Genomic DNA, 21,798 nt, shown 5'->3' on the forward strand with positions numbered 1-21,798 from the left:
GCGGCCGACCCGGGAGAGTGTCACGCCAGGGCGGCGAGCTTCTCCTTGACCTGCGCCAGCGACGGGTTGGTCTGCGCCGAACCGTCGGAGAACACGAGAGTCGGGACGGTCTGGTTGCCGTTGTTGGCCTTCTCGACGATCGCGGCGGCCTCGGGCTGCTGCTCGATGTCGACGACCTCGTAGCTGATGCCCTCACGGTCGAGCTGGCTCTTGAGGCGGTGGCAGTAGCCACACCACGGGGTGCTGTACATCGTGAAGCTCATGTCGGTCCTGACGTCTAGGGTTTCCGGTGTTCTCCCACCCCAACCTCCCATCCTCTGGAGTTGTTCCGCACCGATGCCTACGCCCGACGAGTTGCTGGCCGCGCTCGACCCCGAGCAGCGCCAGGTCGCCGAGGCGATCCGCGGGCCGGTGCGGGTGCTCGCCGGTGCCGGCACCGGCAAGACCCGGGCCATCACCCACCGCATCGCGTACGGCGTGGCCACCGGGGTCTACGCCCCCACCGAGGTCCTGGCCGTCACCTTCACCACCCGCGCGGCCGGCGAGATGCGCGGGCGCCTGCGCACCCTCGGCGCCGCCGGGGTGCAGGCCCGCACCTTCCACTCGGCGGCGCTGCGCCAGCTGCGCTACTTCTGGCCGCGCGTGCACGGCCACGAGCTGCCCGACCTGATCGACTCCAAGATCGGGATCCTCGCGGGAGCGGCCCGTCGGCTGCGGATCCAGTCCGACCAGGCGCTGCTGCGCGACCTCGCCAGCGAGGTCGAGTGGGCCAAGGTCAGCAACGTCTCGCCCGACGACTACGCCAAGGTCGCCGACCAGCGCGGCCGCTCCGTGTCCCACCTCGACGCCGAGTCGGTGGCCCGCATCTACGCCGGCTACGAGGAGATCAAGCGCGGCCAGACCCGCATGGACATGGAGGACGTGCTGCTCTTCGCCGCCGGCCTGCTGGCCGACGAGGAGGCCGTCGCCGCCCAGGTCCGCCGACAGTACAAGTGGCTCGTCGTCGACGAGTTCCAGGACGTCTCGCCGCTCCAGTCCGCCCTGCTCGACCTGTGGCTGGGCGGTCGCGACGAGATCTGCGTGGTCGGCGACCCCGCCCAGACCATCTACTCCTTCGCCGGCGCCAACGCGTCCTACCTGCGCGACTTCGCGAAGAAGTTCCCCTCGACGACCTCCGTCGAGCTCGTCCGCAACTACCGTTCCAGCCCGCAGATCGTGGGGGCCGCCAACCAGATGCTGGCCGGCACGCCCAGCAAGGGTGTCGAGCTGGTCGCCCAGCAGCCCACCGGGCCCGAGGTGACCTATCGCGCCCACCCCGACGAGGTCGCCGAGGCCGCGGCCGCCGCCGACCGGATCGCCGCCCTGCGTGCGTCGGGGGTCCCGGCCGGCGAGATCGCGATCCTGTTCCGCATCAACGCGCAGTCCGAGACGTTCGAGGACGCCCTGACGCAGCGCCAGATCCCCTACGTCGTCCGCGGCGCGGCGCGGTTCTTCGACCGTGCCGAGGTCCGACAGGCCGTCACCCTGCTGCGCGGCACCGCCCGGTCCGGCCAGGCGGAGGGCGGGGTCACCGACCTCGTGCAGGCCACGCTGTCGGGCATGGGGTGGACCCCCGAGCCCCCGGGCACCCGCGGCGAGACCCGCAACCGCTGGGAGTCGCTGCAGGCGCTGGTCGACCAGGCTGGCGAGTTCGTCCGCGAGCACCCCGGCGTCACGCTCGGCGACCTGGTCGACGACCTCGACCGGCGTGCCGCCGAGCAGCACGCCCCGTTGGCCGACGGCGTCACCCTGGCCACGCTGCACACCGCCAAGGGACTGGAGTGGGACGCGGTGTTCCTGTGCGGGATGCAGGACGGCACCCTCCCGATCACCTACGCCGAGACGGCCGCCGCGATCGAGGAGGAGCGCCGTCTGCTCTACGTCGGCGTCACCCGGGCCCGCCAGCACCTCGCGATCTCGTGGGCACTGGCCCGCCAGCCCGGCGGTCGGGGCTCGCGCAAGCCGTCGCGGTTCCTCGACCGCGTCGCCGAGGTCGAGCGGTCGGCGGTCACGGCCACCTCCACCGCGCGCAACCGCAAGGCCCGCCACTGCCGCGAGTGCGGCGGCGCGCTCACCACGCCGGCCGAGAAGAAGATCGGCCGGTGCAGCGACTGCCCGGCCTCCTACGACGAGGAGCTGTTCGAGCGCCTGCGCGAGTGGCGGCTCGCGCGCGCAGCCGACGACTCGGTCCCCGCGTTCGTCGTCTTCACCGACGCGACCCTCCAGCTGATCGCCGAGCACCGCCCCGAGGACGAGCGCGGCCTGCTGAAGATCAGTGGCGTCGGGGCCTCCAAGCTGGCAAAGTACGGCGAGGACCTGCTGGCCGTGCTGGCCGGAAAAGAAATCTGAAGAAATACCCATTAAATCGTTTGCCCATTACACGGGGCAGCGGTTACTTTTACTCCAACAGCCGTCGCGCACCACGACCCCTGACAACGGTCGGCGCCCACATCACCGAAGGAGGTGGACCGCATGAAGAACATCAACATCTGGCAGAAGTCGGCGATCGAGCCGACCTTTGGCATGCCCATGTGCGCCCCCACCTCCGGCCTCGTCGCGCGCCCGCGCGTCGATGCAGCCCGAGTGACGGGCCTCGCCGTTCACACCGGCATCACGGGACCCGACGCCTGGAGTCCGCCCATCAGTTGACACACTGATTCGGCTCACCTCCAGGCCGCGGACCCCACACCGGGATCCGCGGCCTTCTTGTTTCTCACGAGCAAGAGCCGCGGACCTGACTCCCAGAAGAACTTCTGCACCAGCGATCAGGTCAACGAGAAGGAGGTGACACACATGACCATCAGTGTTCTCGACCGCAACCGAGCCGACGAAGCCGTCCAGGGTGACCTGGGTGACCTCCACGACGCGGCTGCCCAGGTGGATGACGAGCTGCTGCCCTGCCGTACCAACGACGCAGAGCTGTGGTTTGCCGAGTCCCCGTCCGACGTCGAGTTCGCCAAGACCCTGTGCCGGGACTGCCCGGTCCAGGCCCTGTGCCTCAACGGTGCCCTCGAACGGCGTGAGCCGTGGGGCGTCTGGGGCGGCGAGCTCTTCCTGCAGGGCGTGGTGATCCCGCGCAAGCGTCCCCGCGGTCGACCCCGCAAGGACGAAGCCGCAGCCTGACGCAGGTCGGCATCCCTTCTCACGAAACACCCGGAGCTCACTTCCTCATGAACACCACTTCTTTCAAAGGACGACACGACATGAACACGATGCACGAAGACCTGGCGCGCGCACAGATGACCGCGCGCCTGGGAGAGGCGCAGCAGCTGCGACGTGGCCACCAGCTGGCCCTGGCCCGTCGCATGAGCCGCAAGGCCGAACAGGCCGCGCAGCAGGCGCGTCTCGCCCTCGCCCGCGCGATCTAGGGGGACCAGCCTCGCCCTGATCGCGGGTGATGCAGAGGAGCCGGCACGACCACCTGGAAACAGTTCCAGGGGTCGTGCCGGCTCTGGCGATTTCGGGGGTACGTCGCCGGGGTCGGCGTAGATTGACGGACATGCGGACGTGTGACTTCTGCGGGCGACAGGTCGAGGAGAGCCAGACCCTGACCTGGACGACGTCGGTCGAGAACGGGCGGCAGCGCAGCTACTGCGACGAGTGCTCGCGCACCCACCTGCGAGCGATCGAGGGCAAGCTCGACAACGAGTGGTGGTGACCCGCCGCCTCAGCCGGCGCCCAACGCGCGGGTGAGCCCCAGCCCCCACGAGCAGCCGCAGTGCACGTGCCGCGGCCAGTGCGTCGTCCGCGGCGCCAGGTCGGCGTCGATCGTGGCCGTGGCCGACCACGTCGCCGGGGTCCCGCCCGCGTGCCACGTCGCCAGGTCGCGCACCGCCCAGCCGAGGCCGGCGACCAGGAGGCCACGGTCGACGGCGGCGTACGACGCGGGGCGCGGTGCGACCGGAGTGCCGCCCGCCGCCGCGAGGCAGCGCAGGCAAGCGGTCAGGCCGGGCTGGACGAAGGGCCCGACCCGGACGGACGTCGTCGAGACCCGCACGACGAGGTGGGCGAGCGACTCGACCGACCAGGCGTCGGCCACGGACGGGTCGTCGTGGTCGACGACCAGCAGCGCGACGTCGGCGGTCGGCGACGGACGGAGCCCGGCGAGCGCCAGGACGGACGTCACCGGCTCGAGGTAGGCGGGCGGCGCGTGCACCCGGGCGCGGGTCCAGGTCGAGGAGGCCATGGGCGACACTCAAGCAAGGACGCCCCTGCGGCGCATCCGGTCATCCACAGGGCGCCGTACGCCCCGAAATGCCAGCGGCGGCGCCACCCCATGGGCGGCGCCGCCGACTGCTCAGTCTGGGTGCGTGGGGCCGAGCCTCACGCCTTGCCGAGGATGCGGTTGAGGTTGGTGCTGCAGACCGGGCAGACGGCCTTGGCCATCCGGGTGCCCTTGTCGTTGACCCTGACCTCGCCCTCCGCCTCGCGCTTCTCCTTGCACTTGACGCAGTAGAACTCGCCGCTCCAGGTCTCCGCCATGACGGCCTCCTTGTTTTTCTAGCCTCGTCACGACGGGAGTGGTGGGGAAGCCCGTCGGGGACGCCGGCCTGGGGATCGGGCCACTGGTCCGCCTGCGACCCTACGCCAACCTCACGCCCGCACGGCCGCAACACGCGCGGTCAGTAGGCTGCCGCGCATGGCTGGAAATCCCACGGAATTCACGCACCTGCGGCTCGATCGACCGGCTGCCGGCGTCGTCCGACTGACCCTCGACAACCCCGGGATGCGCAACGCGATGAGCGAGGAGATGACTGCGTCGTGGGTGCGGGCCATCGACGACGTCGCCGCCGACCGGACCGTGCGGGCCGTCGTCGTCACCGGCGAGGGGTCGGCCTTCTGCTCGGGCGGCGACACCAGCTGGATCTCGAGCGAGCCCGACGCCAGCGTCGACCACCTGCGCAACAAGATGTTGCCGTTCTACCGCGCGTGGCTCTCGATCCGGAAGCTCGAGGTGCCCACCATCGCCGCCGTCAACGGGCACGCGATCGGCGCGGGGCTGTGCCTCGCCCTGGCCTGCGACATCAGGTACGCCGCGCAGGGAGCCAAGCTCGGCGTCCCGTTCGTCCGGCTCGGGATGCACGCCGGGATGGCCGGGACGTTCCTGCTGCCCGACGTGGTCGGTCCGGCCCACGCGCGCGACCTGCTCCTGACCGGTCGCGTCGTCGAGGCCGACGAGGCGCTGCGCATCGGACTGGTCTCGCGGGTGATGGACGCGGCGTCGTTCACCGACGACGTCGTGGCGGTGGCGGCCGAGGTCGCGGCCACCGCGCCGATCGCCACCAAGCTCACCAAGATCGCGCTCGCCGACGGCGGCCACGCCGACTTCGAGAGCGCCCTGCAGTGGGAGGCGCTGGCGCAGCCGCTGACGCTGGCCACGGCCGACCTCCAGGAGGGCGTGCGCGCCAGCCGGGAGCGGCGGGCGCCCCGGTTCGAGGGCGCCTGACAGGCACATGAGAAGAGGCCCTCGAACCGCTGGCGTCCGACCGAGCGCTTCCCCACGCTGGTCGAGCCCGACGGGCCGAGGGCCTCATCTGGCGCAAACCTATGAGACGCCGGATCGTGCGGTCAATGCGGGTCCGTCCACCCGTGTGGACAAACCTGTGGACAACGTGTGCACGACGGGGCTCCGGCGGGGGAGGAGCGGCCCCTCGACCGGGACGGGGATGTGGAGGACACGCCCGGTCGGGCGGCGTGGGAACGCCGTGACCAGCCATGATGGTGATCCACGGCCTGTGGACCGAAGAAACCTGGAGCAGGAGGTCCGATGAGTGACTACGCCGGCGGCCCGGTGGCCGCGCTGCGTCGCATCGCGTTCCTGCTCGAGCGTGGGCGGGAGGACACCCGCCGGATCCAGGCCTTCCGCTCGGCCGCGGCGGTGATCCTGCCGCTGGGCGAGGACGAGGTGGCGGCCCGGGCCGAGGCCGGCACGCTGACCGACCTCGCCGGCATCGGTCCCAGCACGGCCGCGGTGATCGCGGACGCGTGTCGCGGGGTGATGCCCGACCGCCTCGCCAAGCTGGAGGCCGAGCACGCGGGACCGCTCGCGCAGGGCGGCCGCGAGCTGCGGGCGAGGCTCCGGGGCGACTGCCACTCCCACTCCGACTGGTCCGACGGCGGCTCGCCCATCGAGGAGATGGCGATGACCGCGATGGAGCTCGGGCACGACTACCTCGTCCTCACCGACCACTCGCCGCGCCTCAAGGTCGCGCGCGGGCTCAGCGCCGAGCGGCTGACGCGCCAGCTCGGGGTGGTCGAGGCGATCAACGAGCACCTCGGCGGGACGTTCACCCTGCTGAAGGGGATCGAGGTCGACATCCTCGACGACGGCTCGCTCGACCAGGAGGACGAGCTGCTGGGCCGCCTCGACGTGCGGGTGGCGAGCGTGCACTCCAAGCTGGCCATGGAGTCGGACGCCATGACCCGGAGGATGATCAGCGCCGTACGCAACCCGCGCACCAACATCCTGGGCCACTGCACCGGGCGGCTCGTGACCGGCAACCGGGGTGTCCGCAACCAGAGCACGTTCGACGCCCGGGCCGTCTTCGAGGCCTGCCGCGACAACGACACGGCGGTCGAGATCAACTCCCGCCCCGAGCGCCGCGACCCGCCGACGAAGCTGCTCGAGCTCGCCCGCGACCTCGGCTGCCTGTTCTCGATCGACTCAGACTCGCACGCGCCGGGCCAGCTCGACATGCTCGACTACGGCTGCGAGCGCGCCGAGGAGGCCGGCATCGACGCCGACCGGATCGTCAACACATGGTCGCGCGACCGCCTGCTCGAGTGGGCCAACCGTGGCTGAGGCGAAGGTGGAGGTCCGCCGCTCCAAGCGACGCCGCCGGACCGTGTCGGCCTACCGCGAGGGCGACGTGATCGTGGTGCTCATCCCGGCCTCGATGAGCAAGCGCGACGAGGCGACATGGGTCGCCGACATGGTCGCGCGGATCGAGAAGAAGGAGGCGCGGCGCAAGCCGAGCGACACCGAGCTGCTCGCCCGCGCCACCTCCCTGAGCGACGCGTGGCTCGGCGGGCTGGCCAAGCCGGCGAGCGTGCGGTGGGTCAGCAACCAGAAGTCGCGCTGGGGCTCGTGCACGCCGGGCGACCGCTCGATCCGGCTGTCCGAGCGGCTCCAGCAGATGCCGCCGTGGGTCGTCGACTACGTCCTGATCCACGAGCTCGCGCACCTGCTCGAGCCCGGCCACGGCCCCGCCTTCTGGGCCTGGGTCGACCGCTACCCCCGCTCCGAGCGGGCCAAGGGCTACCTCGCGGGCTGGTCGTCGGCGGCGCGGCTCGAGCTGCCCGAGGGCTACGACGAGGTCGACTGACGCACCCGCGCGACGGCGGCGTCGATCAGGCGGTACATGTCGTCGAACGTCGCGGGCAGCGCGTCGACCGGCCACCAGCGCACGTCGAGGGACTCGTCGCTGACCGCGTGGTCGGCGTCGGGCGTCGCGGTGGCGAGGAACCGTACGTCGAGGTGGTGCACCGTGCCGCGGTCGGAGCAGAAGTCCACGGCGTGCTCGTCGAGCGAGAGCGGCTCGGGGTCGAGCTCGAACTCGCTCAGTCCCGACTCCTCGACCAGCTCGCGCGTGGCCGCAGCGACCAGGGTGTCGTCCTCGGGCTCGATGTGCCCGCCGAAGGCCAGCCACGCGTCGGCCTTGCGGTGGTGGTTGAGGAGCACCGCATCACCCGTGGTCGAGACCACGATGGCGCCCGCCGTCAGGTGGTCGGGGAAGCACGCCTTCCTCAGCCCGTCGGGGTGCTCGCGCAGGTGGGCGACGTAGCGGTCGCGCAGCTCGGCGTCGTGCGGGCTCGGAGGAGTCCAGCCCGCCAAGGTGGCGAGCGCGTCGTCGTGGATCACTCCTGCGGACGCTCGGGGTCGCCGGGGGAGTCCGTGCCGGGGGAGTCCGGCCCGTCGAGCAGCTCGCGCAGCCCGGCGTCGAAGTCCTCGTCGGAGAGCGACTCGGGCGAGGCCGCGTCCTCACGGAAGCCGAGCGGGTCGTCGAGGTCGGCCCCGGTGGGCAGCAGGTCGGGGTGCATCCACACGCCGTCGCGGGCCTCGGTGCCCTGGCGGGTGCGCAGGGAGCCCCAGAGCGTGGAGGCGTCGCGCAGGCGCCGGGGCCGCAGCTCCAGCCCGACGAGCGAGGCGAAGGTCTGCTCGGCCGGACCTCCGGCCGCACGCCGGCGGCGTACGGTCTCGTGCAGCTTGGCGGCGTTGGGCATCCGGGTCTCGGTGGCCTGGGAGACGACCTCGTCGACCCAGCCCTCGACGAGGGCGAGGGTGATCTCGAGGCGCTCGAGCGCGGCCTGCTGGGCCGGGGACTTGTCGAGGTCGAACAGACCCCCCTCCATCGCCGACTGCATGGCCTCGGGGTTGGTGGGGTCGATCTCGCGGAGCTTCTCCTCGATCCCGGAGGTGTTGATCTCGATGCCCTGGCCGTAGGCGGTGACCGCACCGATCAGGTGCTCGCGCAGCCACGGTGCGTTGGCGAAGAGGCGCTGGTGGGCGGCCTCGCGCAGCGCGAGGTAGAGCAGCACGTCGTCGCTGGAGACGTCGAGCTCGGCCGCGAACTTCTCGACGTTGCCGGGCAGCAGCGCCGCCTTGCCGTCGGGGCCGAGCGGCAGGCCGATCTCGGAGGCGCCGAGCACCTCGCCGGACAGGGCGCCGAGGCCCTGGCCGACCTGGCTGGCCACCATCGCGCCGGTGGCCTTGCCGAGCATGCCGAGCAGCGGGCCGGCCATCGCGCGTGCCTCCTCGGGCAGGGCGTTGCCGAGGGCGCTGACGGCCGAGCCGGCGATCGGCTCGACGAGCCGCTTCCACACCTCGGTCGTCTCCACGATCCACTCGGCGCGGCTCCACGCGGCGGTCGTGGTGACGCCGGAGGGGAAGTCGGTGGCGTCGTCGAGCCAGTGGTCGGCGAGTCGGACGGCGTCGGCGATGGCGTCGCGCTGGGCCTGGGTGGGCGTCGGGTCCGGCTCCTGCGCCGAGACCTTGCGCGCCATGTCGGTGACGACGGACCAGTTGACCGGTCCGTCGTGGGGCTGCATGAAGGCCTGCATCTGGCTCATCAGCTGGCTCAGGTCGGGCATCGCGCCGCCCGCGCTCGTCATGCCGTTGAAGAGCTGCTCGAACGGGGTGCCCTTGAACGGGTTCTGCTCCGGTCCGTCGGGGGTCTCACTCATGACCCCAACCGTACTCACCCGCGCCCAGCACGACGCCGACCGCGATACCTACACTGAGGCGCATGACGCAGGCCCCCTCGCACGCCGCCATCCGCCTCGTCGACATCCGCGACGTCCCCCTCGACGTCGCCGAGGTCGTGGCGGCCCTCGACGACGACGCCGCCGGCGGCCTGACCCTGTTCGTCGGCCGGGTGCGCGACCACGACGGCGGGCAGGGTGTCGCGTCCCTCGACTACAGCGCGCACCCGAGCGCCCTCGAGCAGCTGCACGCGGTCTGCGCCGAGGTCGCCGAGGCGTACGACGTCCACGGGCTCGTCGCCGTACACCGCGTCGGACACCTGGAGATCGGCGACATCGCCGTCATCGTGGCCACCACGGCCAGCCACCGCGGGGTGGCCTTCGACGCCTCGCGGTCGCTGATCGACACCCTGAAGTCGCGGGTGCCGATCTGGAAGCACCAGCGTTTCGCCGACGGTGGCGAGGAGTGGGTCGGCCTACCCTGAGCACGTGGAGATCCTCTTCTGGCTGGTGCCGCCCGCGCTGGTGACGCTCGGCGCCATGGTGTGGGTGAGCTGGCTGGGGCGCGAGGGCCGCGGCGAGGTCGACCGGGACGTCGCCGTACGCCGCCTCGCGAAGGCGCTGGAGAAGGACCACCGTGCCAAGCAGCCCCCACGCCCGGCGCGGGAGACCGACCGGAGCACGGGGATCGCGGTGCGACCGACCCGTCGCGCCTCGTAGTTGCAGGCGTTTGAGAGGCTGACGCCATGAGTCAGCGGGCGCTAGCGGCATTACTGTCCGTGCCGTTGCTGCTCGGGCTCTTCGTGTTCGTGGGCACCCAGCCCCTGCCCTACGTCACATACCGGCCCGGCCCGACGGTCGACATCCTCTCCACGCGCGAGGGCAAGGAGATCGTCGAGGTCACCGGGCACAAGACCTACCGCGACGACGGCGAGCTGAGGCTGACGACGATCTACGTCGACGAGCCGCAGGACGAGGTCAAGCTCGCCACGCTGATGCGCGCGTGGGTCGACCCCGACGAGGCGGTCTATCCCTACGAGGCGGTCTACGCGCCCGACGAGACCGACGAGTCGAGCGACGTCGAGTCCGCGGTGCAGATGGTCTCCTCGCAGGACTCCGCGATCGCCACCGCCCTGACCGAGCTCGGCTACGACGTGGAGCCCGAGGTCGAGGTGCAGAACGTCGAGAAGTCGCTGCCCGCCGACGGCCGGCTCGAGGTCCGCGACATCCTCGTCTCCATCGGCGGTCGGCAGATCGAGACGGCCGAGGACGTGATCAAGGCCGTCGACGAGGCGCCCGCCGGCAAGCCGTTGACCTTCGTCGTACGCCGCAAGGGCGAGGAGATCAGTGTCGACGTGACGCCTCGCACCGTCGACGGCGACAAGCGGATCGGCATCACGCCCGGCCCCGGCTTCACCTTCCCCTTCGACGTCACCGTCGACATCGGCGAGAACATCGGGGGCCCCAGCGCCGGCCTGATGTTCTCCCTGGCCATCTACGACACCCTGACCCCCGGCTCGCTGTCCGGGGGAGCGGTGATCGCCGGCAGCGGCACCATCGACGCCGAGGGCAACACCGGCCCCATCGGCGGGATCGCACAGAAGATCGCCGGCGCCGAGGCGGCCGGCGCACGCCTGTTCATGGTGGCCGCCGACAACTGCTCCGACGTGACCGACCTCGACACCGGCGACATGCGCCTGGTGCGGGTCGAGACCATGCACGACGCCGTCGAGGCGATCACCGCCTGGACCGACGACCACGACGCCGCCCTGCCCACCTGTGAGGACCCCGCATGACCCTGGACGCACGATGACCGAGCTCTCCCTGCCCGAGGACCCCGCGCTCGCCGCTGCGGTGCTCGAGATCGAGTCGCACATCGCCGGAGAAGGATGGGACCAGCCCGCCCGGCTCTACGCCCTCGTCGACACGGCGCGCATCGTCGCCCAGGAGCCGGCACTGGCCGCCCAGATGGGCCTCGACGCCGCCGCCGAGGAGGGATCCTTCACCCCCGTCGAGCAGGACGCGCTGCCCGACCAGGCCCTCGAGGTGACCCTCGAGTCGATCGCCTGGCCGCCGGAGGTCACGGGGTGCGCGGCCGTGGTCGAGCGGCTCGTGCTGCCGCCGGAGGTGGACGCGGAGATCCCCGACGACCCCGCGGCCGCCGAGGAGTTCGCGCGCGAGCACCCGCTGCGCCAGGAGGTCCGGATCGTCGCCGGGGCCACGCGCGCCGGAGCGACGTACTGCGCCCTGCGCCTGCGGGCACACGACGACGACCAGTCGGTCGTCGACGGCACCGAGCTGGTCCCCGGACTGCTCGAGCTGCTGAGGAGCACTCTGGAGGTGGACGCGTGAGCGGCATGTTCGACGGCGACGCCGAGCGGCAGGAGGAGCTCCCGCCCCGCGGCGGTCGCTCGACCCGCTCGCGCACCCTGATCATCACCGCCGCCGTGCTGGTGGTGCTGTTCCTGGTCCTGACGGGCTTCTCGTCCTTCTGGACCGAGCGGCTGTGGTTCAAGTCGACCGGCTTCGGCAGCGTCTTCCAGACCCTGCTGTGGACCCGCGTCGGACTGTTCCTCGTCTTCGGCGGCGTGATGGCCGCCGTGGTCGCGCTCAACCTCGCGCTCGCCTACCGCGCCCGCCCGATGCTGCTCAGCGGCGGCGACGCCAACCTCGCGCGCTACCGCGACGCCGTCTCGCCGGTGACGGGCTGGCTCTTCGGCGGCATCTCCGCGCTGATGGGGATCTTCGCCGGCGCCTCGGCGGCGGGGAAGTGGCGGGAGTACTCCCTGTGGCGCCACGCCACGCCCTTCGGCTCCACCGACCCCTACTTCAACCGCGACGCCGGCTTCTACGTCTTCGAGCTGCCGTGGTGGCACTACGTCACCGACTTCGTGATGGCGCTCGCCGTGATCGGGCTGCTGGCGGCGGCGCTCGTGCACTACCTGTACGGCGGCATCCGGCTGTCCGTCCCGCGCGACCGCATCAGCGGGGCGGCGCAGGTGCACCTCTCGGCGCTGCTCGGCGTCTTCGTGCTCGCCAAGGGCGCGGACTACTGGCTCGACCGCTTCGACCTGGTCACCGGCTCCGGCTCGCTGTTCACCGGCATGGGCTACACCGACGAGCAGGCGGTGCTGCCGGCCAAGGAGATCCTCGCCGGCGTCGCCCTGATCTGCGCGGTCCTGTTCTTCCTCAACATCTGGCGCCGCACGTGGCTGCTGCCGTCGATGGGCATCGCGCTGCTGGCGCTGTCGGCGATCCTGCTCGGCCTGATCGTGCCCGGTGTGGTCCAGCAGTTCCAGGTCCGTCCCAACGTGCCCGACAAGGAGGGCGACTACATCGCCGCCAACATCGAGGCGACGAGGGCGGCCTACGGGCTGGACGAGATCGAGGTCTCGCCGTACACCCGCGAACCGGACCCGAAGAACGCCGACCTGGAGGCGCTCGACGCGATCACCTCCTCGGTGCCGCTGCTCGACCCCAAGGTCGTCAGCCCCACCTTCGAGGTGCAGCAGCAGGTGCGCGGCTACTACTCGGTGAGCAACGTGCTCGACGTCGACCGCTACAACATCGACGGCAAGGACCGCGCGCTGGTGCTCGGCGTGCGCGAGCTCGAGCAGTCAGGCCTGCGCGCGGAGGCCCGCAACTGGTCCAACCTGCACACGGTCTACACCCACGGCAACGGCGTCATCGCGGCGTACGCCAACCAGCGCCCGATCGACGACGAGACCCAGTCGGGGACGATCCAGTGGGCCGAGGGCCAGGAGATCAGCCAGTCGGCGCTGACCGACCTCAGCCCCGACGGCTACGAGTCGCGCGTCTACTACGGCGAGCGCAGCCCGTCGTACTCCATCGTCGGCAAGTCCTCCGACGACGGCAACGACGTCGAGCTCGACCTGCCCAAGGGCGTGCGCGACGACGAGAACCAGACCACGACGTACGACGGCGACGGCGGCGTGCCGATCGGCGGACTGTTCAACAAGCTGATCTACGCGCTGAAGTTCGGCGAGCCCAACCTGCTGCTGTCGGGCCGGGTCAACGGCAACAGCAAGATCCTCTACGACCGCGAGCCCCGGACGATGGTGGAGAAGGTCGCGCCGTGGCTGACGGTCGACTCCGACCCCTACCCGGCGGTCATCGACGGCAAGATCCAGTGGATCCTCGACGGCTACACCGTGACCGACCGCTACCCGCTCTCGCAGCGCGAGTCGCTCGAGACGATGACCGACGACTCGCTGGCCCAGGACAACGGCTTCCAGACGCTGCCGACCGACGAGATCAACTACATGCGCAACGCCGTCAAGGCGACGGTCGACGCGTACGACGGCACCGTCAAGATCTACGCCTGGGACGAGGACGACCCGATCCTCCAGGCGTGGAGCGAGGTCTTCCCCGGCATCGTGCAGCCGAAGTCGGACATCCCCGACAGCCTGATGGAGCACCTGCGCTACCCCGACGACCTGTTCAAGGTGCAGCGCTACCAGTTCGCGCGCTACCACGTGACCGACGCGAAGGACTGGTACGAGGACAACAACCGGTGGGAGGTCCCGAAGGACCCGCGCACCAAGGACCTCCTCCAGCCGCCGTACCGCCTGTTCACCGAAGGGGCCGACGGGTCGTCGAACTACTCCCTGACCTCGGTCTACGTGCCCTACCGCCGACAGAAGCTGGCGTCGTTCGTCAACGTCGACAGCGACGCGACCTCGGACACCTACGGCAAGATCTCCGTGCTCGAGCTGCCGGACGAGCTCACCGACGGCCCGGAGGCGATCTCCAACGAGATCAGCTCCGACGAGGACGTGCGCAGCGAGGTCTTCTCCTTCAGCCAGGGCAACGTCACGCCCGTCTACGGCAACCTGCTGACGCTGCCGGTCGAGAGCGGGCTGATGTACGTCCAGCCGCTCTACGCCCAGCGGTCCGACACCGACGCGAGCTTCCCGATCCTGCGGTTCGTGCTCGTGTCCTACGGCGGCAGGGTCGGCATCGGTACGTCGCTGCGTGAGGCGATCGCCGACGTGCTCGGCGTCGCGGCGACCGACCCGACACCCACGCCCGACCCCGATCCCGACCCGGGCCAGACCGACCCCGAGCCGTCGGGGTCGGTCAACGACCAGATCCGGTCGCTGCTCGCCCAGGCCGAGGCGAAGTTCGAGGCCGCCGACCAGGCCCAGGCCAACGGCAACACGGTCGGCTGGGCGAGGCTGATGGAGGAGGGTCGCGACCTGATCACCCGGGCCGTCGCGCTCGCCGACGAGCGCGACAGCCAGGCGGCCACCGGCAACTGAGGGCGACCCGATTTGGGATCGTCGCCAGCCATCCCGTAAGGTTCTGTTCACCGACGCGGGGTGGAGCAGCTCGGTAGCTCGCTGGGCTCATAACCCAGAGGTCGCAGGTTCAAATCCTGCCCCCGCTACTCAAGAATCAAAAGATTCGCACCTTGGCCCCCACATCTTGTGGGGGCCAAGCGCATTTCAGCCCACATCTAGTGGCCCGATGCGCCTATCCGGGGTCGATTGTCGGCTTGATTGTTTCTCGAATGACCTAGGTGACCCTGGTCGCACCAGGTGCATCCCCCATTCGATCCACGCGTGTACTGCACCGCCTTGCGTCCCCGATCGAGGGCGATCGGGGGCATCCGGGGGCGTCGAGGGACGACTCCTGAAGAAAGTTGAGCCCGGCTGGTGGCGGGGATTGCCGGACCCTGATCGCCTCGGACGGTCCTGCGACATGACCCCCATGACGCCCGGCGACACGCCGGCCACCTACAGCCCCGACACCACCCTCACCCTCAGCGAGATCGCCGACCTCACCGGCCGCGACCTCAAGACCATCAAGACCTGGAACGACTCCGGCAAGGGCCGCTGGCCCAACGCCGTCCAGGACGAGACCGGCCGCAAGACCTGGCGCGTCCCGGTCCGCGACCTCGTCGCCACCGACGTCCTCGACGCCTCCCAGATCGAGCAGGTCGCGAACGAGCTCGCCGCCCGGCGCGAGTCCAAGGAGACCAGGGCCCTCCGCGAGCAGGTCATCCGCCTCGAGGAGAGGCTCACCGCCGCGGCGGCCCTCGCCGATGAGCGCGCCAACACCATCGCCCTCCTCAAGAGCCTGGTCCGCAAGGGCGGTGCAGCATGAGCCGCAAGCTGACCGGTTCCAAGAAGCAGACCGACGGCGGCTGGACCGCCAGCCTCCCGATTCACCGCGGCGCCACCAAGCGCCGGACCTACACCTTCACCACCGAAGAGGCCGTCGACCGCTGGATCGCCGCCGGCATCGCCGCCATCGAGAGCGACACCGACCTCCCCGCCCCCGGGGCCGAGGGACGCGTCGCGAACAAGCGCACCCAGAAGACCGGGACCGACTTCCGCGCCATGGCCGAACGGTGGCACGCCGAGCGCTACGAGGAGCTGCGGCGCGGCAAGCACGACCGCGCCACCTCGACCCTCGGCCACATCAAGCGCATCGCCGCCTTCATGAACGAGCGCGGCCTCGTGCTCGAGACCATGGTGCGTGACGAGGTGAAGGTGTTGCAGGCGACCCTCACCCGGTCGAACACCGACATCACGGTCCGCGTCCCGGACGGCGTCGACCCGACCCAGCAGGTCACCATGGCCGAGGCCCTCGAGCTCCCCAAGATGGCATCCAAGTCGACGCTGAAGCGCCGCAAGGCCGAAGGCAAGCTCGTTCCCGTCGACCCGTCTTCCGCGGTGCACCGCTTCCTCGTCTCCGACCTCTACAACGAGGACATCCTCGGCCCCGGCGGCGAGCTCCGCCGAGGACCGCGCACCAACGGCAGCCTCTCCCAGGACGTCGCCAAGGACGTCATGTGGGCCTTCGAGGAAATCTGCAAGTACGCCCTGGACCACGGCGTCGACGTCCCGCAGGACCGCAGCAGCCTCGCCATGCACATCACCGACAAGGCGCCCAGCGCCGAGCGCCAGCCCGTCAGTCTCACGCGCTGCGCCGACATCGCCTCGCGGTTGCACGTCGTGCACCAGCTCGCCCTGTGGGTCATGCGCATCCTCGGGCTGCGCATCAGCGAGGCCTACGGCATCCGCGTCTACGACGTGCTCGACCAGGGGCCGGGCCAGTACGGCGCCGTCGCGGTCAAGACGCAGGGCGGCAAGAAGTTCACCCAGATCGCCCCGGACGGCACCAAGGTCACCAGCGACGACAAGGACGAGCTCAAGACCAAGAACTCCAAGCGCGTGCTCGTCGTCCCGCCCGCCCTCATGGACTTCATCCGCCTCGTCGTCGCTGTCTTCCACACCGACGCCGACGGGGTGATCCGCCAGGACGCTCGCCTCATCCCCGGCCTCAACCGCCGAGACGCCGGCGGCCAGGCTGCGTTCCGCACCGCCCTGGCGGATGCTGCCGAGGCCGCCCGCGTCGACTGCACGCCTGAGGAGGAGGTGATCGACGAGGTCTTCTCCTGCACGCCCCACGACATGCGACGGACCATCCTGTCCGACCTCGATCGCCTCAAGGTGAAGGGCACCCACACGCGGCGATTCGCCGGCCACCTCGCCGGCACCGCCGTCCTCCACCGCAGCTACCTCCTCGACGACCCGAAGCTCCGCCCCGCGCGGAAGATCGCCGTCCTCATCCAGAAGGAGCTCACCACCAACCTCCCGGTCGGACTCGTCATCCCCACCACCGTCCGCTGCACCACCGGCAACCAGAAGTTCCTCGCGTTGGACGGTCCGCGCATCGACGCCGAGCTCGCCGAGCGTGGCTCCCTCGTCCTCACGACGGACGAGGGCGGGGAGCCGCTCCTCGGGACCGTCGAGGCTGCCGATCTCTGGGACGTCACGCCCAAGACGGCGCGTCTCTGGATGGCCGAGGGTCGAGTGCCGTCAGTCCCGTGCGGCGGTCGTGGCAAGGGGCAGGAGCGGCGGGTGCGTCTCTGCGACGCCATGGCACTGCGCCAGCGGCTCAGCACCCAGATCACGCTCGTCCGGCTCGCCGATGAGGTCCAGACGACCTACCACACCGTGTACCAGTTCGTCCGCGCGAAGGGGCTCGAGCTCGAGGCCTGGGGCGAGCGCGACTTCATCGTCCCGCCCGCAACTGCCGCCCTCCTGCGCGAGCACTACGCACACCAGGCAGAACTGCACCGCCGTGCCGTGCCCTACTCCAAGGCAGCGAAGGAGCTCGGTACGACGGTGGCTGCGGTCGAGCACCTCGTGGAGGACGGGAGGTTGGACAAGGACGAGCGCGCCTACGACGGTCGTCGCATGGTCACCCGCGAGAGCCTCGCCGGGGCCACCCAGCAGCCGGTTCGCCGTCCCACTCCGACGGTCCGCGACGACCTCATGACGTGGGCCGAGGTGTCGGCCGCAACCGGACTGGCGAGCGCGGACATCGACGCACTCGTTGCTGACGGAATGCTGGTGCGCGTGCAGCACCAGCGGCGACGCCACGTGACTCGGGTCAGCGTGCTGAGGTATCTCGCCGAGCACGACCCGTCACGCCTCGCGCTGGCGGTCTGACGGGTCCAAGCTCGATACCCCTCCCTCCACGCGACCGATGAGGCGGTCCGGCTCGCGTGGAGGTCGTGGGTGCCGCCGTCAGCGTGACTCTTTGCTGCGCAGGGCGTGGCCAACGGCACCCGGAACAAGGTGCCTACGACCCTTGACCGCATACCCCCTAGGGGTATGGTGGAGACATGAACGCGCACATGCACGAGTCGGACACGGCCACGACGCACCAGGTCACGGACCCGGTGTGCGGAATGAGCGTCGACCCGACCGCGACCGAGCACACGCTCACCCACGAGGGGCAGGAGTTCTACTTCTGCTCGGCCAGCTGCAAGGACAAGTTCCAGGCCACGCCCGACCGGTACGCAAGCCACGACCAGCACGACCAGCACGACCAGCACGACCAGGCCGGGAACGCTCACGCGCACGCCGGACACGCTGCGACGGCCAGTGGCATTGCCCCGCCCACGCCCGGCGAGGGGGAGGCAATGGAGTACACGTGCCCGATGCACCCCGAGATCCGCCGACCCGGCCCCGGAGCGTGCCCGATCTGCGGCATGGCGCTGGAGCCGGTGATGGTCACGGTCGACTCGGGCCCGTCGCCGGAGCTGCGCGACATGACCCGCCGCTTCTGGTTCGGCGTGGCCCTGTCCATCCCCGTCGTCATCCTCGGCATGGGCCGCGACCTCATCGAACCGCTGCACGACGCCGTATCCGCCACCACGTCCGCGTGGATCCAACTCGCGTTGGCCACACCGGTGGTCCTATGGGCCGGATGGCCCTTCTTCACCCGCGGCTGGGCGTCGATACGCACCATGAAGCTGAACATGTTCACGCTCATCGCAATGGGCACCGGCGTCGCCTGGCTGTTCTCCGTCGTCGCAACGGTGGCCCCGGGCATCTTCCCCGCCGCGTTCCGCGAAGACGGCGCCGTCGACGTCTACTTCGAGGCCGCCGCCGTCATCACCACCCTCGTCCTGCTCGGCCAGGTCCTCGAGCTCCGCGCCCGCGAGGCCACCTCAGGCGCCATCAAGGCGCTTCTCGACCTGTCCCCGAAGACCGCCAGGCGGGTGCGTGACGACGGCACCGAGGAAGAGGTCACCCTCGACCAGGTCCAGCTCGGCGACCTGCTCCGCGTCCGCCCCGGCGAGAAGGTCCCCGTCGATGGTGTCGTCGAGGAGGGGAAGTCGGCCGTCGACGAGTCCCTGGTCACTGGCGAGTCCATGCCGGTGACGAAGGAACCGGGCGACAACGCCATCGGCGGCACCCTCAACTCCACCGGCGCGCTCCTCGTACGCGCCAGCGCGGTCGGTCGCGACACCATGCTCGCCCGCATCGTGCAGATGGTCGCCGAAGCCCAACGCTCCCGCGCGCCCATCCAGCGCACCGTCGACAAGGTGTCCGCGGTGTTCGTGCCCGCCGTCATCGGCATCGCCGTGCTCGCGTTCATCATCTGGGCCCTCGTGGGCCCCGACCCGAAGCTCGCCCACGCGCTGGTCGTCGCGGTCAGCGTCCTCATCATCGCCTGTCCGTGTGCGCTCGGCCTGGCCACGCCCATGTCCATCATGGTCGGCGTCGGCCGGGGCGCCCAGATGGGTGTCCTCATCAAGAACGCCGAAGCACTCGAACGGATGGAGAAGGTCGACACCGTTGTCGTCGACAAGACAGGCACGCTCACCGAGGGCAAGCCGGCCGTCGTCGCCGTCGAGCCGGCCACCGGTCACGACGCACGTGAGCTGCTTCGGCTCGCGGCTGCCGTGGAGAACGCCTCCGAGCACCCGCTCGCCCGCGCCATCGTCGACAAGGCCCAAGCCGACATGGTCAACCGGGGCGAGGACTCCACGCGGTTGCCCGAGGTGGCTGACTTCGACGCCCCGGCCGGCAAGGGCGTCCTCGGGACCGTCGACGGCCGCAAGGTGCTCGTCGGCACCGCAGGGTTCCTCACCAGCCAGAACATCGACCCGTCGGTCCTGGCCGAAACGGCTGACCGGCTGCGACGTACGGGCGCGACCGCCGTCCTCGTCGCCGTCGACGGCACCCCCGCGGGTGTGATCGGGATCGCCGACCAGGTCAAGACCACCACCCCCGCCGCGCTGGCCGCGCTGCGCACGGAGGGCATCAAGGTCATCATGCTCACCGGTGACAACGAGGTCACCGCTCAGGCTGTCGCCACCGAGCTCGGCATCGACCGGGTCGAGGCCGAGGTGCTGCCCGACCACAAGGCCGACGTCGTCAACCGGCTCCGTGCTGAGGGCTGCGTGGTCGCGTTCGCCGGCGATGGCGTGAACGACGCTCCGGCGCTGGCCGCGGCTGATGTGGGTCTGGCGATGGGCACCGGCACGGACGTCGCGATGGAGTCCGCCGGTGTGACGCTGCTGCGCGGCGACCTCAACGGCATCGCCCACGCGCGCCAGCTCTCCCACGCCGTGATGAGCAACGTACGCAGGGGTCTCGTCCTCGCGTTCGGTTACAACACCCTAGGCATCCCCATCGCCGCAGGTGTGCTCTACCCGGCCTTCGGGTGGCTCCTGTCGCCGGTCATCGCCGCGGCCGCGATGGCGTTGTCCTCGGTCAGCGTCATTCTCAACGCGCTGCGGTTGCGGACCCAGAAGCTGGGGTGAGACCAGCGACTCCGTACGATCGAGAACGATGAAGCTCGAGCCTTCCAACGCCGTCAGCGCCCGCAGGCGAGTCCTGCGGGCGCTGACGACGCCTGGGCGAGGCGCCGGCAACTCCTGGCTGGCCGCGCTCGTGGCGGCCTTGGTCGTCGGCATCCTCGGCATGCACGCGCTCGCGAGCCACGGCACTCCCGCTGCACCAGCGGCCGCGTCGAGCGCGATGAGCATGCCGGGCATGACGGTGGCCGACGACACGGCCATGACCTCGAGCAACCCGCACGCGTCGCAAGCCAACGAGGTGCCAGCCGCTCAGCTGACGGACGAAGCCGGCGTCGGCTCTGACTCTGGCTCGGGACACGTCATGGCCGGCATGGTCATGCTGTGCGTCGTCATGCTCGCCGCAGCCGGGCTCACGCTCCTGGCGGTGCTCGCCACGGGACTCTTCCGGCCGCTGATGCCGGCCGCATTCATGCCGGCCGCCGTACGCGCGCGGACGTTGCAGTGGGTGCGTGGCACCGGTCCTCCCCACGAATGGCAGTTCTCCGTCATCAGGTGCTGACAGGCCCTGCGACCACCCGCCACCGCTGATCTCGATCGTCGAGTTCGAGTTTCGACCGCAGCGTCCGGCCGGGTGTCGCCTCTGCCTGCCCGCACAACCCACCTGACTTCCGGAGAACCTCCATGCATGCCAAGAACAAGACCCGCACGCGCGCTCTCAGCGCGTTCGCGCTCACCCTCGCCCTCGGCGCCGGCCTCACCGCCTGCGGCGACGACACCTCCGACGCGGCCGGCACGGCCGAGGTCAGCACCACCGAGCACAACGACGCCGACGTCGCCTTCGCCAGCGACATGATCACCCACCACGCCCAGGCACTCTCGATGGTCGACCTGACCCTGAAGCGAGAGCTCGACCCCGAGGTCCAGGCGCTCGCCGAGGACATCCGCGACGCCCAGGGCCCCGAGATCGAGACCATGGCCGACTGGCTCACGAAGTGGGGTGAGGACGTCCCGGCGACCATGCGCGACCACGTCAACTCCGGTCATGACATGGGCGACATGTCCGACACCATGGACGACATGGGCCATGACGACATGCCCGGCATGATGACGGCCGAGGAGATGAACGAGCTCGAGGACGCTCCGGACTCCGACTTCCAGGACATGTGGCTCGAGATGATGGTCGAGCACCACGAAGGCGCCATCGAGATGGCCGAGACCGAGCAGGCCGACGGCCAGTTCAAGGACGCCGTCGACCTCGCCGGTCAGATCATCGACGCCCAGAAGCAAGAGATCGAGACCATGAAGGACCTGCTCGGCTCCTGAGTCGCGGCGCGCGCGGACGCGGACGCCACCCTCACTGGTGGCGTCCGCTCGTCGATTCCACCGCCGCTCCCCCCAATCCCGCGTCCCGGCCCTGGGCCGACCAGCCTCACGCCCGGACGCCTCGGACACCCACATGCAGAAAA

General features: G+C 70.5%; 23 protein-coding genes and 1 tRNA gene. 19 read left to right on the forward strand and 5 right to left on the reverse strand.

Annotated features, from left to right (window positions below):
* Positions 1–20: 20 nt before the first annotated feature.
* Entirely contained in the window at positions 21–263 is a 243-nt protein-coding gene (locus C7S10_RS08260) for a mycoredoxin (protein ID WP_108343902.1), read from the reverse strand.
* Between the two features lie 73 nt (positions 264–336).
* Between C7S10_RS08260 and C7S10_RS08265 the strand changes: the two genes are divergently transcribed.
* The 5 genes from C7S10_RS08265 to C7S10_RS22155 all read left to right on the forward strand — a co-directional run bounded on the left by C7S10_RS08265 (position 337) and on the right by C7S10_RS22155 (position 3,697).
* Entirely contained in the window at positions 337–2,388 is a 2,052-nt protein-coding gene (locus C7S10_RS08265; protein ID WP_108343903.1) for an ATP-dependent DNA helicase UvrD2, read from the forward strand.
* Positions 2,389–2,511: 123 nt separating this feature from the next.
* Entirely contained in the window at positions 2,512–2,688 is a 177-nt protein-coding gene (locus C7S10_RS22150; protein WP_165807081.1) for a hypothetical protein, read from the forward strand.
* A gap of 144 nt (positions 2,689–2,832) precedes the next feature.
* Positions 2,833–3,162 (forward strand): WhiB family transcriptional regulator, encoded by a 330-nt coding sequence (locus C7S10_RS08275; protein ID WP_108343905.1) that lies wholly within the window; start codon positions 2,833–2,835, stop codon positions 3,160–3,162.
* 80 nt (positions 3,163–3,242) lie between these two features.
* On the forward strand, positions 3,243–3,407 hold the full coding sequence (locus C7S10_RS08280; protein WP_165807082.1) for a hypothetical protein: 165 nt from the start codon (positions 3,243–3,245) through the stop codon (positions 3,405–3,407).
* A gap of 131 nt (positions 3,408–3,538) precedes the next feature.
* Positions 3,539–3,697 (forward strand): hypothetical protein, encoded by a 159-nt coding sequence (locus C7S10_RS22155; protein WP_165807083.1) that lies wholly within the window; start codon positions 3,539–3,541, stop codon positions 3,695–3,697.
* Between the two features lie 9 nt (positions 3,698–3,706).
* Here the strand turns inward: C7S10_RS22155 and C7S10_RS08285 are convergent, their stop codons facing one another.
* Both C7S10_RS08285 and C7S10_RS22160 read right to left on the reverse strand, forming a co-directional pair.
* Positions 3,707–4,225, reverse strand: a complete 519-nt coding sequence (locus tag C7S10_RS08285) for a hypothetical protein (protein WP_108343907.1) — start codon at positions 4,223–4,225, stop codon at positions 3,707–3,709.
* Positions 4,226–4,362: 137 nt separating this feature from the next.
* Positions 4,363–4,521, reverse strand: coding sequence for a DUF5679 domain-containing protein (locus C7S10_RS22160; RefSeq protein WP_091026547.1), 159 nt, complete (start codon positions 4,519–4,521; stop codon positions 4,363–4,365).
* A gap of 157 nt (positions 4,522–4,678) precedes the next feature.
* Between C7S10_RS22160 and C7S10_RS08290 the strand changes: the two genes are divergently transcribed.
* From C7S10_RS08290 to C7S10_RS08300, 3 genes are all read left to right on the forward strand, one after another.
* On the forward strand, positions 4,679–5,485 hold the full coding sequence (locus C7S10_RS08290; protein WP_108343908.1) for an enoyl-CoA hydratase/isomerase family protein: 807 nt from the start codon (positions 4,679–4,681) through the stop codon (positions 5,483–5,485).
* 321 nt (positions 5,486–5,806) lie between these two features.
* Positions 5,807–6,841 carry a PHP domain-containing protein gene (locus C7S10_RS08295; RefSeq protein WP_108343909.1) on the forward strand — a complete coding sequence of 345 codons (1,035 nt, stop codon included), beginning with the start codon at positions 5,807–5,809 and terminating at the stop codon, positions 6,839–6,841.
* Positions 6,834–7,364 carry a M48 metallopeptidase family protein gene (locus tag C7S10_RS08300; RefSeq protein WP_243395266.1) on the forward strand — a complete coding sequence of 177 codons (531 nt, stop codon included), beginning with the start codon at positions 6,834–6,836 and terminating at the stop codon, positions 7,362–7,364. The genes C7S10_RS08295 and C7S10_RS08300 overlap by 8 nt, the downstream gene beginning before the upstream one ends.
* Here the strand turns inward: C7S10_RS08300 and C7S10_RS08305 are convergent.
* Positions 7,346–7,900 (reverse strand): NUDIX hydrolase, encoded by a 555-nt coding sequence (locus tag C7S10_RS08305; protein ID WP_108343910.1) that lies wholly within the window; start codon positions 7,898–7,900, stop codon positions 7,346–7,348. The genes C7S10_RS08300 and C7S10_RS08305 overlap by 19 nt on opposite strands.
* Positions 7,897–9,222 carry a zinc-dependent metalloprotease gene (locus C7S10_RS08310; protein ID WP_108343911.1) on the reverse strand — a complete coding sequence of 442 codons (1,326 nt, stop codon included), beginning with the start codon at positions 9,220–9,222 and terminating at the stop codon, positions 7,897–7,899. The genes C7S10_RS08305 and C7S10_RS08310 overlap by 4 nt, the downstream gene beginning before the upstream one ends.
* Positions 9,223–9,284: 62 nt before the next feature.
* Here C7S10_RS08310 and C7S10_RS08315 point away from each other — a divergent pair, with 62 nt between their 5' ends.
* From C7S10_RS08315 to C7S10_RS08365, 11 genes are all read left to right on the forward strand, one after another.
* Positions 9,285–9,725, forward strand: coding sequence for a molybdenum cofactor biosynthesis protein MoaE (locus tag C7S10_RS08315; protein WP_108343912.1), 441 nt, complete (start codon positions 9,285–9,287; stop codon positions 9,723–9,725).
* A gap of 4 nt (positions 9,726–9,729) precedes the next feature.
* Positions 9,730–9,960 carry a hypothetical protein gene (locus C7S10_RS08320; protein ID WP_165807084.1) on the forward strand — a complete coding sequence of 77 codons (231 nt, stop codon included), beginning with the start codon at positions 9,730–9,732 and terminating at the stop codon, positions 9,958–9,960.
* A 26-nt stretch (positions 9,961–9,986) separates the two neighbouring features.
* Positions 9,987–11,036, forward strand: a complete 1,050-nt coding sequence (locus C7S10_RS08325; RefSeq protein ID WP_108343913.1) for a YlbL family protein — start codon at positions 9,987–9,989, stop codon at positions 11,034–11,036.
* A gap of 13 nt (positions 11,037–11,049) precedes the next feature.
* Entirely contained in the window at positions 11,050–11,592 is a 543-nt protein-coding gene (locus C7S10_RS08330) for a PPA1309 family protein (RefSeq protein WP_108343914.1), read from the forward strand.
* 5 nt (positions 11,593–11,597) lie between these two features.
* On the forward strand, positions 11,598–14,522 hold the full coding sequence (locus tag C7S10_RS08335) for a UPF0182 family membrane protein (protein WP_243395283.1): 2,925 nt from the start codon (positions 11,598–11,600) through the stop codon (positions 14,520–14,522).
* Positions 14,523–14,576: 54 nt separating this feature from the next.
* A tRNA-Met gene (locus tag C7S10_RS08340) sits at positions 14,577–14,650 on the forward strand.
* 314 nt (positions 14,651–14,964) lie between these two features.
* Positions 14,965–15,369 carry a hypothetical protein gene (locus tag C7S10_RS08345; RefSeq protein WP_133176464.1) on the forward strand — a complete coding sequence of 135 codons (405 nt, stop codon included), beginning with the start codon at positions 14,965–14,967 and terminating at the stop codon, positions 15,367–15,369.
* On the forward strand, positions 15,366–17,726 hold the full coding sequence (locus C7S10_RS08350) for a hypothetical protein (RefSeq protein WP_108343917.1): 2,361 nt from the start codon (positions 15,366–15,368) through the stop codon (positions 17,724–17,726). Before C7S10_RS08345 ends, C7S10_RS08350 begins: the two co-directional genes overlap by 4 nt.
* Positions 17,727–17,902: 176 nt before the next feature.
* Positions 17,903–20,335, forward strand: coding sequence for a heavy metal translocating P-type ATPase (locus tag C7S10_RS08355; RefSeq protein WP_108343918.1), 2,433 nt, complete (start codon positions 17,903–17,905; stop codon positions 20,333–20,335).
* Positions 20,336–20,363: 28 nt separating this feature from the next.
* Entirely contained in the window at positions 20,364–20,891 is a 528-nt protein-coding gene (locus C7S10_RS08360) for a hypothetical protein (RefSeq protein ID WP_108343919.1), read from the forward strand.
* Positions 20,892–21,013: 122 nt separating this feature from the next.
* Entirely contained in the window at positions 21,014–21,655 is a 642-nt protein-coding gene (locus C7S10_RS08365) for a DUF305 domain-containing protein (RefSeq protein ID WP_108343920.1), read from the forward strand.
* Positions 21,656–21,798: the final 143 nt, after the last annotated feature.

Origin of the sequence: Nocardioides currus (assembly GCF_003057875.1) — a bacterium.
GTDB lineage: Bacteria > Actinomycetota > Actinomycetes > Propionibacteriales > Nocardioidaceae > Nocardioides > Nocardioides currus.

Excerpts from the sequence above, each read along its gene's own strand:
- C7S10_RS08275 (WP_108343905.1), top strand. The coding sequence starts at position 2,833 with ATGACCATCAGTGTTCTCGACCGCAACCGAGCCGACGAAGCCGTCCAG.
- C7S10_RS08265 (WP_108343903.1), top strand. The coding sequence starts at position 337 with ATGCCTACGCCCGACGAGTTGCTGGCCGCGCTCGACCCCGAGCAGCGC.
- C7S10_RS22160 (WP_091026547.1), bottom strand. The coding sequence starts at position 4,521 with ATGGCGGAGACCTGGAGCGGCGAGTTCTACTGCGTCAAGTGCAAGGAG.
- C7S10_RS08350 (WP_108343917.1), top strand. The coding sequence starts at position 15,366 with ATGAGCCGCAAGCTGACCGGTTCCAAGAAGCAGACCGACGGCGGCTGG.
- C7S10_RS08335 (WP_243395283.1), top strand. The coding sequence starts at position 11,598 with ATGTTCGACGGCGACGCCGAGCGGCAGGAGGAGCTCCCGCCCCGCGGC.
- C7S10_RS08295 (WP_108343909.1), top strand. The coding sequence starts at position 5,807 with ATGAGTGACTACGCCGGCGGCCCGGTGGCCGCGCTGCGTCGCATCGCG.
- C7S10_RS22150 (WP_165807081.1), top strand. The coding sequence starts at position 2,512 with ATGAAGAACATCAACATCTGGCAGAAGTCGGCGATCGAGCCGACCTTT.
- C7S10_RS08325 (WP_108343913.1), top strand. The coding sequence starts at position 9,987 with ATGAGTCAGCGGGCGCTAGCGGCATTACTGTCCGTGCCGTTGCTGCTC.
- C7S10_RS08315 (WP_108343912.1), top strand. The coding sequence starts at position 9,285 with ATGACGCAGGCCCCCTCGCACGCCGCCATCCGCCTCGTCGACATCCGC.
- C7S10_RS08330 (WP_108343914.1), top strand. The coding sequence starts at position 11,050 with ATGACCGAGCTCTCCCTGCCCGAGGACCCCGCGCTCGCCGCTGCGGTG.
- C7S10_RS08310 (WP_108343911.1), bottom strand. The coding sequence starts at position 9,222 with ATGAGTGAGACCCCCGACGGACCGGAGCAGAACCCGTTCAAGGGCACC.
- C7S10_RS08365 (WP_108343920.1), top strand. The coding sequence starts at position 21,014 with ATGCATGCCAAGAACAAGACCCGCACGCGCGCTCTCAGCGCGTTCGCG.
- C7S10_RS08260 (WP_108343902.1), bottom strand. The coding sequence starts at position 263 with ATGAGCTTCACGATGTACAGCACCCCGTGGTGTGGCTACTGCCACCGC.
- C7S10_RS08355 (WP_108343918.1), top strand. The coding sequence starts at position 17,903 with ATGAACGCGCACATGCACGAGTCGGACACGGCCACGACGCACCAGGTC.
- C7S10_RS08360 (WP_108343919.1), top strand. The coding sequence starts at position 20,364 with ATGAAGCTCGAGCCTTCCAACGCCGTCAGCGCCCGCAGGCGAGTCCTG.
- C7S10_RS08290 (WP_108343908.1), top strand. The coding sequence starts at position 4,679 with ATGGCTGGAAATCCCACGGAATTCACGCACCTGCGGCTCGATCGACCG.
- C7S10_RS08285 (WP_108343907.1), bottom strand. The coding sequence starts at position 4,225 with ATGGCCTCCTCGACCTGGACCCGCGCCCGGGTGCACGCGCCGCCCGCC.
- C7S10_RS08280 (WP_165807082.1), top strand. The coding sequence starts at position 3,243 with ATGAACACGATGCACGAAGACCTGGCGCGCGCACAGATGACCGCGCGC.
- C7S10_RS22155 (WP_165807083.1), top strand. The coding sequence starts at position 3,539 with ATGCGGACGTGTGACTTCTGCGGGCGACAGGTCGAGGAGAGCCAGACC.
- C7S10_RS08345 (WP_133176464.1), top strand. The coding sequence starts at position 14,965 with ATGACCCCCATGACGCCCGGCGACACGCCGGCCACCTACAGCCCCGAC.